15 protein-coding genes are annotated in these 15,361 nt (G+C 41.1%); 3 read left to right on the forward strand and 12 right to left on the reverse strand.

From position 1 onward, the window contains the following. Nucleotides 1-44: 44 nt before the first annotated feature. Nucleotides 45-1,313, reverse strand: coding sequence for a glycosyltransferase family 4 protein (locus AC1EK4_RS06670; protein WP_036897073.1), 1,269 nt, complete (start codon nucleotides 1,311-1,313; stop codon nucleotides 45-47). A gap of 18 nt (nucleotides 1,314-1,331) precedes the next feature. Beyond that, nucleotides 1,332-3,278, reverse strand: coding sequence for a glycogen debranching enzyme N-terminal domain-containing protein (locus AC1EK4_RS06675; RefSeq protein ID WP_198025881.1), 1,947 nt, complete (start codon nucleotides 3,276-3,278; stop codon nucleotides 1,332-1,334). A gap of 282 nt (nucleotides 3,279-3,560) precedes the next feature. Here AC1EK4_RS06675 and AC1EK4_RS06680 point away from each other — a divergent pair, with 282 nt between their 5' ends. Beyond that, a complete protein-coding gene (locus tag AC1EK4_RS06680) occupies nucleotides 3,561-4,265 on the forward strand; it encodes a Crp/Fnr family transcriptional regulator (RefSeq protein ID WP_036897078.1) in 705 nt (234 codons plus the stop codon). Here AC1EK4_RS06680 and AC1EK4_RS06685 read toward each other — a convergent pair. The 3 genes from AC1EK4_RS06685 to gap form a co-directional block, all read right to left on the reverse strand. After that, nucleotides 4,262-5,200, reverse strand: coding sequence for a diacylglycerol/lipid kinase family protein (locus tag AC1EK4_RS06685; protein ID WP_036897080.1), 939 nt, complete (start codon nucleotides 5,198-5,200; stop codon nucleotides 4,262-4,264). The two genes, AC1EK4_RS06680 and AC1EK4_RS06685, sit on opposite strands and share 4 nt — an antisense overlap. Next, nucleotides 5,191-6,117, reverse strand: coding sequence for a tRNA (adenosine(37)-N6)-dimethylallyltransferase MiaA (miaA, locus tag AC1EK4_RS06690; protein WP_480357542.1), 927 nt, complete (start codon nucleotides 6,115-6,117; stop codon nucleotides 5,191-5,193). Before miaA ends, AC1EK4_RS06685 begins: the two co-directional genes overlap by 10 nt. A gap of 154 nt (nucleotides 6,118-6,271) precedes the next feature. Then, on the reverse strand, nucleotides 6,272-7,339 hold the full coding sequence (gap, locus tag AC1EK4_RS06695) for a type I glyceraldehyde-3-phosphate dehydrogenase (RefSeq protein ID WP_036897082.1): 1,068 nt from the start codon (nucleotides 7,337-7,339) through the stop codon (nucleotides 6,272-6,274). A gap of 295 nt (nucleotides 7,340-7,634) precedes the next feature. Here gap and mscL point away from each other — a divergent pair, with 295 nt between their 5' ends. Further along, nucleotides 7,635-8,060 carry a large-conductance mechanosensitive channel protein MscL gene (gene mscL / locus AC1EK4_RS06700; protein ID WP_036897085.1) on the forward strand — a complete coding sequence of 142 codons (426 nt, stop codon included), beginning with the start codon at nucleotides 7,635-7,637 and terminating at the stop codon, nucleotides 8,058-8,060. A 16-nt stretch (nucleotides 8,061-8,076) separates the two neighbouring features. Next, nucleotides 8,077-8,445 carry a YccF domain-containing protein gene (locus AC1EK4_RS06705; protein ID WP_036897087.1) on the forward strand — a complete coding sequence of 123 codons (369 nt, stop codon included), beginning with the start codon at nucleotides 8,077-8,079 and terminating at the stop codon, nucleotides 8,443-8,445. 169 nt (nucleotides 8,446-8,614) lie between these two features. Here AC1EK4_RS06705 and AC1EK4_RS06710 read toward each other — a convergent pair whose 3' ends face one another. The 7 genes from AC1EK4_RS06710 to AC1EK4_RS06740 all read right to left on the reverse strand — a co-directional run bounded on the left by AC1EK4_RS06710 (nucleotide 8,615) and on the right by AC1EK4_RS06740 (nucleotide 15,209). Next, nucleotides 8,615-8,770, reverse strand: coding sequence for a hypothetical protein (locus AC1EK4_RS06710; RefSeq protein ID WP_480357543.1), 156 nt, complete (start codon nucleotides 8,768-8,770; stop codon nucleotides 8,615-8,617). Nucleotides 8,771-8,783: 13 nt separating this feature from the next. Further along, the gene (gene guaA, locus AC1EK4_RS06715) at nucleotides 8,784-10,328 is read right to left on the reverse strand and encodes a glutamine-hydrolyzing GMP synthase (protein WP_480357544.1); all 1,545 of its coding nucleotides are present in this window, start codon (nucleotides 10,326-10,328) and stop codon (nucleotides 8,784-8,786) included. A 13-nt stretch (nucleotides 10,329-10,341) separates the two neighbouring features. Continuing rightward, nucleotides 10,342-11,079 (reverse strand): nucleotidyltransferase family protein, encoded by a 738-nt coding sequence (locus AC1EK4_RS06720; protein WP_480357546.1) that lies wholly within the window; start codon nucleotides 11,077-11,079, stop codon nucleotides 10,342-10,344. Nucleotides 11,080-11,166: 87 nt separating this feature from the next. Next, a complete protein-coding gene (locus AC1EK4_RS06725; protein WP_480357548.1) occupies nucleotides 11,167-12,714 on the reverse strand; it encodes a RapZ C-terminal domain-containing protein in 1,548 nt (515 codons plus the stop codon). Between the two features lie 61 nt (nucleotides 12,715-12,775). Then, the gene (locus AC1EK4_RS06730) at nucleotides 12,776-12,952 is read right to left on the reverse strand and encodes a hypothetical protein (RefSeq protein ID WP_480357550.1); all 177 of its coding nucleotides are present in this window, start codon (nucleotides 12,950-12,952) and stop codon (nucleotides 12,776-12,778) included. Between the two features lie 322 nt (nucleotides 12,953-13,274). Beyond that, nucleotides 13,275-14,903: a chaperonin GroEL gene (gene groL, locus AC1EK4_RS06735; protein ID WP_036897097.1), complete on the reverse strand. Its 1,629-nt coding sequence runs from the start codon at nucleotides 14,901-14,903 to the stop codon at nucleotides 13,275-13,277. A gap of 33 nt (nucleotides 14,904-14,936) precedes the next feature. Next, a complete protein-coding gene (locus tag AC1EK4_RS06740) occupies nucleotides 14,937-15,209 on the reverse strand; it encodes a co-chaperone GroES (RefSeq protein WP_036897099.1) in 273 nt (90 codons plus the stop codon). Nucleotides 15,210-15,361: the final 152 nt, after the last annotated feature.

A 15,361-nucleotide genomic window follows, 5' to 3' on the forward strand; every position in this document is an offset into this window, starting at 1 on the left:
GATCTATGGTCGTTTAAATATTTAACTATATAAATTGACAGACGCTATTTCCACCCCAAAGTACGCATATAGAGTTCGCGAATCCAAGCTCCTACACGCTCCCATGTGATTTGGTCAACTTCTCGTTTGCCTTCTTCTTTCAGATAATTGAACAGACTTTCATTCGTACATATGCTGTAAATAGAGTCGGCAAGTGCATGGATATCCCAATAATCGACCTTGATACAGTTGGTCAATATCTCGGCACAACCGCTCTGTTTAGAGATGATAGTAGGTGTTCCACACTGCATTGCCTCCAAAGGAGAGATACCAAAAGGCTCACTGACAGACGGCATGACATATACATCGCTATTCTTAAGACACTCGTAAACCTGCTTTCCGCGCATAAATCCGGGGAAATGAAAACGGTCAGAGATCCCTCGCTCTGCTGCCAAATAAATCATCTGATCCATCATATCACCCGAACCGGCCATACAGAAACGAATCTTCCGACTACGATGAAGCACCATATTAGCAGCCTCAACGAAGTATTCCGGCCCTTTTTGCATGGTTAATCGGCCTAAGAAAGTGACCACTTTCTCGCCTCCTTTATGGTCAGGACGAGGGATGGCATCATTCTCCGGACTCAAAGGATAAACGGCATTATGTACTGTAAATACCTTACGTGGATCTTGATGATACTGGTGTATGACTGTTTGACGAGTTAATTCAGACACGCACATGATGCAATCAGCATTGTCCATTCCGTCTTTCTCGATTCCATAGACAGTCGGATTAACTTTTCCACGGCTACGGTCGAAGTCGGTAGCATGCACATGTATGCACAGAGGTTTGCCACTTACTTTCTTCGCATGAATTCCCGCCGGATAAGTAAGCCAGTCATGAGCGTGTATAATATCAAACTCAACGGTACGAGCTACAACCCCCGCTATGATGGAGTAGTTATTAATCTCATCATGAAGATTAGCCGGATACCCACCTGCAAACTCTATACATCCTAAATCATTGAGATATAAATAGTTGAAATCGGCATAGAGATGGTCGCGCATTTTGAAATACATATCAGGGTTCATCACATTCCCTACCCGACTCTTTACATAATCATAATCCACGTCGCGCCATGCTACCGGTACACAGTTCATGGCTACAATATTCGCATAAGTATGGTCTTCATCACCCCAAGGCTTCGGTAAACAGAGTGTGGTCTCTATATCTCCTTGCGCATGGAGTCCTTCGGAAATACCGAAGTTGGCCGTTGCCAATCCACCATAAACGTGAGGAGGATACTCCCATCCAAACATTAATACTTTCATAGCATTCTCCTCCTATTCTTATTTAAAGTTATATTTTTCCAACAATTCCAATGTTCGCAGAATCTCAGCCACGTTCATGGCAAACGAAATAGCACCACGTCCATGGAACGGAGGATTACCATCGAAGAGTTCAGGGATTGTACCAAGGCAGTGATAAAGCATCTCATCCTCGTACCCCACCATCTGACGTTCAATAAAACTAAGGCGAGTGCGCTTATAAAGGCGAAGACATGCCTCCATATAAAAGCCTACCAACCATGGCCATGCAGTGCCTTGATGATATGCATAGTCACGCTGACTCTGCGGTCCTACGTACATTGGGTTGTATCCTCCGCTCTTGGGAGAGAGCGAACGCAAGCCCTTCGGCGTTAAAAGTTCACGTGTACAAATATCCAAAACGCTCTTCTTCTGAACCAAATCAAGCGGTGAATAATCTAGAGCTACGGCAAAAATCATATTGGGACGGACACTCCAATCTACAGTATTATCATCTACATAGTCGAACAGATAGCCATATTCATTGTAGAATACGTTAACAAACGACTCTTTACAACGCTCTGCCAAAGCCTGAAGACGAGCTACCGACTTGGCATTATTATCTAGTTCAGCCAAGGAAGCTGCGAAACATAAAGCATTATACCATAACGCATTAAACTCTACTATATAGCCTGTACGAGGTACAACGGGACGCCCATTAGCCACTGAATTCATCCAAGTGACCGGCTTTTCTTTACCATCCGTACGAAGCAGTCCATTCTCATCAAGATGCAAATTGGGATGTTTGTTACCTTCAATAAACTGGATGATAGCCTTTAGGAAGGAACCATAACGACGAAGACATGCCTCATTACCTACTTCCTTAGCATACTGTTGTATGCACCAAACGGCCCACAGAGGTACGTCAGGTTGCTCCATTTCATAGATATTTACTGTAAGCGGTTTACCAACCATAAACTCTCTCAATCCCTTTTCCGCAGTTTTCATAACCAACTCAAAGTAGTCTTGCTCTTCGATAGAGAGCGTCAGACCCGGTAATGAAATAAATGTATCACGAGCACGGCATTTAAACCAAGGATAACCGGCAAGAATATAGCGGTCGTCATTGGGCTTACGAATATGAAATTGATGGGCAGCATTGACTAAACAATGGAAGAAATTATCTCGCGGACTGCGCTCTTCCACCTCTGTCTCAAAGAGCTTCTTCAACGTTTTTGTCTTCGATTCAGAAGTAGATGCAGCAAAGACGACACTCTCCCCTTTCTTGATATTCATCTCAAAATAACCGGGAACATAGAGGTCTTCATTTGAAGCATATCCACGTTCTTGCTCCTTTGGATATTCAACACCACGGTACCAATCGGGTTGGAAGATAAATTCATTCTTTTTACTAAACTGCATATACAAATCGGGATAGCCCGCATACATGCATGTTTTGATTCCATCTTCTACCTGTTGGTAATCTCTATTCACATTTGAGTTCTCATGAGTAAACTGTCGAACACTGCGGAATGCCAAGAAAGGACGGAATCTTAACGTTGTAGCAGAATGTGCATCTACCAGCGTGTAACGTATTAATATTCGGTTCTCATAGTGCTGGAAAACCACTTCTTTTTTCAGAATGACTCCTCCAACCCTATATATTATGGTGGGAACCTTACCACAATCAAACTCACGGATGTACTTATGACCCAATGGACTATAATTATTGCCTTGATACTTATGCAGTCCAAGATTAAATTCTGCACCATGTTGGATAACCGTCACATCCATCGAAGAAAGTAGAACATGATTTTCATCATCCAACTCTGGAACCGGAATAACAAGTAAGCCATGATATTTTCGAGTATTACAATCCACTATCGTAGAGCAGGAATAAGCTCCTGAACGATTCGTACGGAGTAATTCTCGTGGCAAAGATTCTTCCAAATTAGTCATCAATGCCTTTTCAAATCGTAAATAACTCATAGTTCCGTATTAAGGTTTTAAATATTTCGATAATTATTTTCAACAACAAGAGCCTCCCGTTACGACATAAAGCACTTGTCATGACTTCAAAGTTAAACATTTCTTGCGGTAATACAAAATAAAAGAAGCGTTTTTATTGAAATTTGAAATCATTTCAAGTAGACACTTATATTTTTCCTACAAGGAAACTTATTTTCAAACATTTTTGTTAATTTTGCACATAGTTGGAACTATTTAAAAACATCCTACCATACCCAATTAATAAAAAGAGGAAGGTAAACTATGGCTTTGAAAGGTGAGATCAACAAAGAAGAAGTTGTCAAAGCGATTTCTAATTTATGGAAAGAATTGACAGACAAACAACGCATCATACTGTCTGACAACATTGAAATCCGTAAGTTTAAGAAAAACGAATTAATATATAAAGACCAAGATGGACCTACACAAATAATGTGTCTGATACATGGGAAAGTCAAGGTATATAAGGTTGGCATCGGTGGACGCAACCAAATTCTACGCGTTTTTAAGCCTATGGAGTTCTTTGGTTACCGAGCTTACTTTGCCAAAGAAGAATACAAGACGGCTGCAATGGCTTTTGAGACCACCACAGTAGCTTTCTTTCCCATGGATGTAATCATCAAGCTGATGCAAGACAATCATCACATCAGTTTTTTCTTTATTCAAAAACTTGCCGTGGAGTTAGGTTGCTCAGACGACCGTACCGTCAATCTCACCCAAAAACATATTCGAGGTAGACTTGCCGAAGCATTGATATTCCTGCAAGAAAGTTATGGGTTGGAAGAGGATGGATTTACTCTTAGCATCTATATGAGCCGAGAAGATTTGGCCAATATCTCTAATATGACAACAAGCAATGCCATTCGAACACTTTCAACCTTTGCCGATGAAAAGCTCGTTGCCATTGATGGCAAGAAGATAAAACTCATCAATTACGATGAGCTTGTCAAAATTTCAAAGATGGGTTAAGACGGTATTAGGAAATTAATAACTTCCTGTTCTACATTGATTCTAAAGGGGCCGACAGGCGTTTTCATCAATCTCCCATCTATCCCTACCATCGCATGCTGTGCTTCTAGAACTTCTATTTCCCTTGCACGATAAGGATGCACGCTTTTGTGATTTAAGAACTTACCTTTAACAAAGAGATAAAAGCCCTCTAATAATTGTGTCATCTCTGGATGATAGACTACAGATATATCTAACAGGCCATTATAAGGGACTGCATTGGGAGTCTGTCCATACCCCGTTGAATTACCCACACACACAGTCATCACTTTTCGCTTCACTTCATCGGTATTGATTTTAAGATGCATCTTATAATCAAGTCGTTGGAATATCATCAGCACAAAAGAGAATATAAACGACAATGTACGCGAACCAAACAAATGATGTGTCTGTCTTCGAAGGTTCATAATAGCAGCTATCAATCCCACATTGACACAATTTAAGAAATACCGATGACATTTCTCACCAAGTTTATTGGTGTATCGGATACATCCTAAATCAATCTTTCTAACACGTCGTGCTTTCAACCACTCTATTGTTTGGTCGTAATCAGACTCCTTAAATCCCCAGAAATGAGCAAAGTCGTTCATCAATCCATTGGGTATTAATCCCAATGTAACAGTATCGCGCACCCTCTTTTCTACTTGCATCAAGCTGTTAACAGCATCATTCAAAGCCGAATCACCACCTACAATCACAATAGTACGATAGCCATTATTGACCATCATAGAGACGAGTCGTTCAACGCTACCGGCATTCTCACTCTGTATAAAATCGTATTCTACGCCGTGATTATTCAAACTTCGCTCTATCTTCTTCCATTGTTTTGCAGAAGTACTCCACCCTTCATGCTTAGGACAAAAGAGTATTCCCCATCTATTTTCACTTACTGCCATAACTTCTTGATTATATTTATCTTATCTTCCATTGGGCTTAATGCGTCAATCCAATGAATATGTAACCCACGTCGCTCCATACCACGGAACCATGTCATTTGTCGTTTTGCAAATTGATGTATGGCAATTTCCAGCAAATGATACATTTCATCATAAGATAATCTTCCTATAATATATTCCGTTACATACTTATATTCCAATCCATAATAGATAAGAGAATCTGCATCTACCCCACTATCAAGGATAGATTTCACCTCATCTACCATTCCATTTTCCAAACGCGATTTAAGTCTATGGGATATTTTTGCTCTTCGAGCATTCCTTTCAATGTCAAGACCTACTATCAAAGAGTCTACTCCCAGCATCTCTCTTTTAGCCATAGGATGCTGTACATTGTAGGTTTCTATTTCTATTGCACGGATAGCACGTTGGCAAGAATCAACGTCAGTTGTATTATGCATAATACTTCCTGTCTGTCTCTTCAATTGCTCTAACATCGGAACAAGCTCATCCAATGTCTTTTCAGCCAACGATTTTCTCAAAGATTCATTCTGTGGAACCGGCGATAATTGATAACCTTTCAATACAGACTCAATATACAATCCAGTTCCTCCACAAAGAATAGGTAGTCGTCCACGGCTCACAATACTTTGATATGACTTTCTAAAATCTTCCTGATAGCGGAATAAATTATACTTGGTACCGGGCTCACAAATATCTATTAGATGGTAAGGAATATCCCTTCCATTGACAGTATAGTCGTCTAAGTCCTTACCTGTACCTATATCCATACGCCGATATACCTGCCTACTATCAGCACTAATAATCTCTGCATTTAAATCATAAGCCAACCTAGCGGCCAAGTCAGTCTTGCCACTCGCCGTCGGACCAAGTATGGTAATCATATTGTAGGGCATATCTTTTCCATGAATTGGATTTAATGAACATACAGAGCTCTGATTCAAAATGCAAATATACTGTTTATCGCCCACAAATCCAAGAAAGCAAACAAAAAAGTCGACTATCTATCAGATAGCCGACCTTATATTTCAATTGTAATATCTTAGTGTATTACTTCAACTCTGCGAGGCACTTGATAGTACGAACCATCTGAGAAGTATAAGAGTTCTCATTGTCATACCAAGAAACTACCTGAACCTGATATGTGTCATCGTCAATCTTGCTAACCATTGTCTGAGTAGCATCGAAGAGAGAACCAAAACGCATGCCGATGATATCAGAAGAAACGATCTCATCCTCTGTGTAACCGAAGCTCTCTGTAACAGCTGCCTTCATAGCTGCATTGATACCTTCCTTGGTTACATCCTTACCCTTAACAACTGCGATAAGGATAGTTGTAGAACCTGTAGGAGTTGGGATACGCTGTGCAGAACCAATCAATTTACCGTTCAACTCAGGAATTACAAGACCGATAGCCTTAGCTGCACCTGTTGAGTTAGGAACGATATTGCAAGCACCTGCACGTGAACGACGGAGGTCACCCTTGCGCTGAGGACCGTCAAGAATCATCTGGTCACCAGTGTAAGCGTGGATTGTTGACATGATACCGCTCTGGATTGGAGCATACTTGTGAAGAGCTGCAGCCATAGGAGCCAAGCAGTTTGTTGTACAAGAAGCTGCAGAGATAACAGTATCGTTAGCTGTCAGAGTCTCGTGGTTTACATTGTAAACGATTGTAGGAAGATCGTTTCCTGCTGGTGCAGAGATAACAACCTTCTTAGCACCTGCCTGAATATGAGCAGAAGCCTTAGCCTTTGATGTATAGAAACCGGTGCATTCGAGAACTACGTCTACGCCAAGCTCGCCCCAAGGAAGTTCAGCAGCGTTTGGTTTTGCATAGATAGTAATTTCCTTACCGTCTACAGTGATAGAGCCCGGAGTTACAACAGTCTTACCATCCTCAGCAAGAACAGAATCCTTAAAGTCTACAGTGTGCTTGCCTTCACCGAACTTTCCAGCGAAGCCACCCTGTGCTGTATCATACTTAAGAAGGTGAGCAAGCATCTTGGGGCTTGTAAGGTCGTTGATAGCAACAACTTCATAACCATCTGCTTCAAACATCTGACGGAATGCCAAACGACCGATACGGCCGAAACCGTTAATTGCAATTTTAATCATTTTACTTTAAATTTATTAATTAAAGGGTTAAATATCATATTTTAAAAAGTATCTCTGTCTATCCTGACGAAACCCCTTTAATCATTCTCATATCAAAAGATAACGCCATTGAGACATTTTTTCTTCTTTCCGAGTGCAAATATACAAATTTATTTCTATATTTGCAGATAATTAGAGTATTAAAATATTAAAAATCAACTCGCCACAACGGCCAAGGCTTGCAAGAAAGAATTAGACTTCCAGAGTGCAAACTCAAGGTGGCAAAATAACATTTTATCATCATAAACAAATTATTATGGGAAAGCTTTTAACCGAATTTAAAGAGTTCGCAGTAAAAGGAAATGCAGTCGATATGGCTGTCGGTGTAATCATTGGTGGTGCTTTTGGAAAAATTGTTAGCTCCATTGTAGACGATATTATCATGCCCCCTATTGGTTGGCTCATTGGTGGTGTAAACTTCACCGACCTTAAAATCACACTACCATCAATTGATATGGGCGTAGAAAAACTTGCCCCTGCAACTATCAACTATGGTAATTTTCTACAGACATTATTCAATTTCATCATCATTGCATTCTGTGTATTCTTGATAGTTAAGGGAATTAACAAACTTAACACAAAGAAAGAGGAAGAAGCACCCGCTGCCCCTGAAGTGCCGGCAGAACCTAGTAACGAGGAAAAACTCCTTGGTGAAATTCGTGATTTGTTGAAGAACAAATAATACTTCTGTTTAGAGAATGAAAATATTAGGAAATATCATTTGGTTAATATTCGGTGGCTTGGAAACAGCCATCGGATATTTTCTTTCCAGCCTAGCCTTGATGATTACAATAGTAGGAATTCCTTTCGGCATCAAGACTATTAAAATAGGAATTCTATGCTTATGGCCTTTCGGCTCACAGGTAGTAGAAAACTCTAGCATAGGCGGCTGTTTAGACCTTATCATGAATATTATTTGGATATTCATTGGTGGCATTTGGATTTGTCTTACCCATCTGTTATTCGGCTGTCTACTCTACATTACTATCCTCGGAATACCTTTTGGCAAACAACATTTCAAACTGGCACGACTTGCTTTAACTCCTTTCGGTAAAGATATTGTTTAAGAGATAGAGCTAATAACACCTCATTCAATTCATTGCAACGGCTTAACAACAATGCTGCCAAGCCTATTCAGTTTTGCTGTTAAGGCTGAACAGCAATTTTGCCAAACCGCTGCAAGAATTCATAAAAGAGAACTTTGTATCATCATAAAAAAGGGAATAAGCGCTGAGCTTACTCCCTTATATAGTCTTTCGTCAGCATATCATAGTATAATGCTTCCAATTCTCCTTGTTTCAATTGTTCTACTGAGTGGACAATCTTCCTTAACAATTCCTCGCGTTTGTACTCATCTTCGATATGACCAAAACGCGTTCTCACATTCGTCATTGCTCACTAAGTGTTATTCCCACTCGATTGTCGAAGGTGGTTTTGAAGAGATGTCGTAGCAAACACGGTTGACGCCTTTCACTTTACGAATGATTTCATTCGACACATCGGCCATAAAGTCATAAGGCAAATGTGCCCAATCGGCCGTCATAGCATCCATACTGGTCACCGCACGCAATGCAACAGGATGCTCATAGGTGCGTTCGTCGCCCATCACTCCGACACTACGAATCGTCGAAAGCAATACTGTTCCAGCCTGCCAAACCTTATCGTAGAGGCGTTCACCATCTTCACAAACATAATCGTGCATCTTTTCGATGTATATATCGTCGGCATCTTGAAGGATACGAACTTTCTCTCTGGTAATGTCACCCAATATACGTACGGCCAAACCCGGTCCCGGGAATGGGTGGCGCTTAATCAATCTTTCGGGCATACCCAGTTCATAACCTACACGACGAACCTCATCTTTGAATAGCCATTGCAACGGTTCGCAAAGCTGAAGTTTCATCTCTTTGGGCAATCCACCCACATTATGATGGCTCTTAATGGTCATACCTGTAATGCTCAAACTTTCAATCCGGTCGGGATAGATCGTGCCTTGAGCAAGCCATTTGGCGTCAGTAATCTTCTTGGCTTCGGCATTAAACACCTCAACGAAATCACGACCAATAATCTTGCGCTTCTGCTCCGGATCGGTAACACCCTCCAAATCTTTGAAGAATTTCTCACTTGCATCCACGCCAATCACGTTCAAACCAAGTCCGGAATAAGCTTCCATCACCTTATCGAACTCATTCTTGCGAAGCATTCCGTGGTCAACAAAGATGCAGGTCAGATTCTTTCCTATCGCCCTATTCAGCAAAGTAGCACATACAGAAGAATCTACACCACCCGACAAGCCAAGAATAACGCGGTCGTTACCAAGTTGCTTTTTCAACTCTTCTACCGTACTTTCCACGAAAGAAGCCGCACTCCACTCCTGTTTACTGCCACAAATATCAACTACAAAATTCTTCAGCAGCGTCTTACCTTGCAAAGAATGGTATACTTCGGGATGGAACTGAACAGCCCAAATGCGCTTTTGCTCATTTGAGAATGCAGCAAACTTCACATCACCAGTAGAACCAATAATATCAAATCCTCCAGGTATGGCAGTAATAGTATCACCATGCGACATCCACACTTGCGAACCTTTATCAAATCCATGGAACAATTTAGACTCTAGATTGATGGTTTCTAGATTGGCACGACCGTACTCACGAGTACCCGCCTGCTCTACTTTTCCGCCTCCGGAATAAGAAATGAACTGCGCACCGTAGCAAATTCCCAAAACAGGATACTTACCTACGAAGTCATCCAAATTACACTTGAACGCCTCCTTATCATGTACCGAATAAGGCGAACCGCTCAGAATGACCCCTATAACTGAAGGGTCGTCTTTCGGAAACTTATTATAAGGCAAGATTTCGCAGAAGGTATCGAGTTCACGAACACGACGTCCAATCAATTGAGTCGTCTGTGAACCGAAGTCTAATATGATTATCTTCTGTTGCATAATATATATTTGATTAAATTTCTTTCAAAAACTTTTCTGCATCATGCAGAGTATCTAATTTCCCTACATCCATGAGTTTAAGATTATCTTTTACATATCCACGGATGCGATAGTCCTTACAATGACTCAAATAGAAATCAACAATACCAAACTTATCGGGCATATCGTCCATGCAAGGAAATAAAGATGGCGAGAATACATGAATACCACTGAAAGCATACATATCATAATTTGTGATTTCCAAATCTTGATATGGACTCTTCACTTCACGTGTTTCGATATTCGTCCAACCCTTTAACAAACGCGTATCATCCTGTGAAAAAAGAAAATAGCGTTTCGTCTTACGGGTACTTACAAGCAGTGTCGCATCTGAATGCAACCCTTCTTCATAGAACTTTTGCAGGTCTATATTGCTCAGAATGTCTACATTGTGTATTAAGATGGGAGCTGATAAATCAAAAAAGGGTCTAGCTTTCTTGATACCACCGCCTGTTTCCAGTAATCCACTACGCTCATCACTGATTAGAATATCCAATCCGAAGTTGTTATTTGCAGCCAAATAATCTATGATTTGGTCGGCAAAATGATGAACATTTACAACGATTCGAGTAAATCCGGCAGCCTTTAATTTAAGGACAACATGCTTGAGCAACGGTTCCCCTCCTACCCTTACCAATGCCTTTGGAGTGCTATCGGTAAGCGGTTTCAGGCGAGTTCCTAAGCCTGCAGCAAAAATCATAGCTTGCATCATCGTCCTTATGTCGTTTTATATCTGCAAAATTAGTCTTTTTATTTGGAATGCACAAGTTTCACATCTACATTCCACGATAGCGGAATATCATTTTCTTTCCGCCGAAAGTATTTGCTCTATATTCTGCTCACGATGGCAAATACGAACTTCTATTCCAAACTTTCGATGTAAATGTTCAGCCAAATGCTGAGCACTGTAAACGCTTCTATGCTGGCCACCCGTACATCCAAAAGAGAACATCAAGCTAGTAAAACCACGCTGTATATATCGTCTGACATGGTTATCGGCTAGTTTATAAACGCTATCCAAGAATGTAAGAATCTCCCCATCGTCCTCTAAAAAACGGATAACCGGTTCATCTAAACCTGTCAATTGCTTATAAGGCTCATAGCGTCCGGGATTATGTGTACTTCGACAGTCGAATACATAACCTCCCCCATTGCCTGTCGGGTCTTCCGGTATACCCTTTCTATAGGAGAAACTCCATATCCGTACTACCAACGGACCTTTCCCATCATACTTCGAAAAAGTTGCCGGACCATCTTGAGGATGAGCTTCATAGATTGGATGCTCTGTTATTTTATATCCATCAGCACGCGTTACGACAGGCTTTTCAGTCTCTGCAAACTGCGGTAACTCGGTCAAACGTTTCAGCATTTCCATCATATACGGATATGGAAATATGCTTGGATTCAACTTCAACAATTCTCTCAGATTCTGCATTGCGGCCGGAATAGAATCGATAAAATGTTTTTTACGCTCAAAATACCCACGGAACCCATACGCTCCAAGAACCTGAAGTGTGCGGAAAAGAACAAACAAACTAAGTCTGTCTACGAAATGACGAACCGATGGAACCTCTATATACGTCTTTAAAGATGCATAATATTCGGATACCAACTCCCTGCGTAACTTAAACGAATACTTAGCTGATGCCTGCCACAAGAACGATGCTAAATCATAATAATAAGGTCCCTTACGGCCTCCTTGGAAATCTATGAAATGCGGATTTCCCTTATCATCCAACATGATATTGCGTGCTTGGAAATCTCGATATAAGAAACTTTCAACCTTTTCTGATGTCAAATCTTTGGCAAACATATGGAAGTTGGCCTCTAATTTTAACTCATGGAAATCTAATCCCGTAGCTTTAAGGAAGCAATATTTGAAATAATTCAAATCAAAGAGCACTCCATCTTCATTGAATTCGGGTTGGGGATAACAGTTCTCCCACTCCATTCCACGTGCACCGGCAATCTGGAAACCGGGCAATTCACGCACCGCTTTCACCAACAACTGTTTTTCTCGCTGGTTATAACGGCCATCGGCTTCCCGTCCACCTTTGATTGCATCAAAGAGAGAAACACTTCCTAAGTCACTTTGCAGGTAGCGTAACTCATCACTACTCACCGCTAAGACTGTGGGAACTGGTAATTTTTGTTTTGCAAAATGCCGTGCCATGTAGACAAAGGCATGATCCTCATCTCTGCTAGTTCCAATGACTCCTATTACCGATTGATTGTCTTTGCTCCATAAGCGAAAGTATTGTCGATTGCTCCCTGCGCCCGGTAATTTCTCCATACGAGCAGGTTCTTGACCTTTCCAAGTCTTATATAGGTCGATGAGTTTTTGCATTTCTATGTTGATTATAGCCGAACGGCATTTTCTGTTAGTTCAAGGTTTATCAAGATACAGCCTATTTTGTGCCTTTATTTTTCTTGCGTTGCTCGGTAAAATACTCTATAATATACTCTAAAGCAAAAAGCAACACAAAGACACCTGCCGACATTAAGAATGAGCCAGTCAGCAATATGAGCGCCCAAGCAACAATCACATAGAGCGCTATCATCTTCCAATTTACACCTTGTCTCATATTGATTGCAAATTTACAAAATTATATTGAGATTATAATATAGTATCGTATTAAACAAAAAAAATCGGTTGTCATCACGACATCCGATTTCTAAAAACAAACTACTTAAAAACTAATCTACTAAAACAAATCAAAAAATATCTTCTTTCGGAAGTATTCCGACATTATATTTCAAATCTTTTTGCAAAGGTAGGAATATTTTGGATATGTTCAAATTAGATACGCTTAAAATCACTCATATATTTAAAAAAAATGATAAGAGGGACGATTCCTAGCAGAATCATCCCCCTTTTTTATTGTTTCCTTGCGTATTTAGCACTGTTTACATCATGCCACCCATACCCGGTTGAGCTGCCGGCATAGCGGGCTGAGGCTCAGGTTTGTCTGTCAACACGCACTCTGTTGTCAAGAACAGACCTGCAATTGAAGCAGCATTCTCTAAAGCTACGCGTGCCACCTTAGCCGGATCAACGATACCAACTTGTCGCAAATCTTCGTAAACATCCTTACGTGCATTGTAACCGAAGTCGCCCTTGCCCTCACGAACCTTGTTCACTACAACAGAACCTTCACCACCTGCATTGGCTACAATTTGGCGAAGAGGCTCTTCAATGGCACGAACTACGATATTAATACCAGTCTGTTCGTCGGCATTTTCGCCCTTCACATCCTTCAAGACTTCCTGAGCGCGGATGTAAGTAGTACCACCACCGGCTACAACACCTTCTTCAATAGCTGCACGAGTTGCACAAAGAGCATCGTCTACACGATCTTTCTTCTCTTTCATCTCAACCTCACTGTTAGCACCAACATAAAGAACAGCTACGCCACCTGACAACTTTGCCAAACGCTCCTGAAGCTTTTCCTTATCATAAGAACTCTTAGTATTCTCAATCTCATTCTTGATTTGAGCAACACGGTCGGCAATAGCTTCCTTCTGTCCACCACCATTAACAATAGTAGTATTATCCTTGCTGACAGTAACCTTCTCTGCTGAACCAAGCATTTCCAATGTAGCCTGTTCCAACTTCAAGCCCTTATCCTCACTGATAACAACACCACCGGTCAATACGGCAATATCTTCAAGCATAGCTTTGCGACGATCTCCGAAGCCGGGAGCCTTCACTGCGCAAATCTTCAAACCACCACGCAAACGGTTGACTACCAATGTTGTCAAAGCTTCTGAGTCTACATCTTCTGCTATAACCAACAAAGGACGACCGCTCTCGGCAGCAGGCTGCAATACAGGCAAGAAGTCTTTGAGATTGCTAATCTTCTTGTCGTACAACAAGATATAAGGATTATCCATCACACACTCCATTTTCTCAGAGTCTGTAACAAAGTAACCTGAAAGATAACCACGGTCAAACTGCATACCTTCTACTACACCTATGTTAGTATCACGGCTCTTGCTTTCCTCAATAGTAATAACACCATCCTTAGAAACCTTGCGCATAGCATCGGCCAAAAGCTTACCGATTTCAGGATCGTTATTTGCAGATACGGTAGCAACCTGCTCTATCTTATCGTAGTTGTCGCCTACAACCTCTGCACTACCTTTAATGAATTCTACCACTTTATCAACAGCTTTGTCAATACCACGCTTCAAATCCATAGGGTTAGCACCGGCTGTTACATTCTTCAAGCCTTCGGTTACGATGGCTTGAGTAAGGATTGTGGCGGTAGTAGTACCGTCTCCGGCATCATCTCCAGTCTTACTAGCTACGCTCTTTACAAGCTGTGCACCAGTGTTCTCGAACTTGTCTTCCAACTCAATTTCCTTTGCAACGGTCACACCATCCTTTGTAATCTGAGGAGCGCCAAACTTCTTCTCAATAACAACGTTGCGTCCCTTAGGACCTAATGTTACCTTTACTGCGTCTGCTAACTGGTCTACACCCTGCTTCAAAAGGTCGCGGGCTTCTGTATTATATTTAATTATCTTTGCCATGATTATTTATATTTAAAGCGTTAGAATGATTGATTATTCCTCTACGATAGCCAAAACATCGCTTTGGCGCATCATAAGATACTTCTCAGCACCGAACTCCAATTCGGTTCCGGCATACTTTCCGTAAAGCACGATATCACCTTCTTTCAAAAGCATCTCCTCGTCCTTTGTTCCTTTACCTGTAGCTACAACCTTGCCACGCTGTGGCTTTTCTTTTGCTGTATCAGGAATAATGATTCCACCTACTTTTTCTTCTGCTGGTGCAGGAAGTACCAGTACTCTGTCTGCTAATGGTTTAACGTTCATAAAATAATATTTTAATTGTTAGATTTACTTATCTTCTATCGACAGTCATACATACTATCGATTCACCCACTACTATGCCAAAACCATGCCAAAGCGTTCCTATGACAATTCTGTCACATCCATACTGACAGATTTGACAATATCTATGAACT

The organism is Prevotella sp. C0026C3, assembly GCF_056590795.1.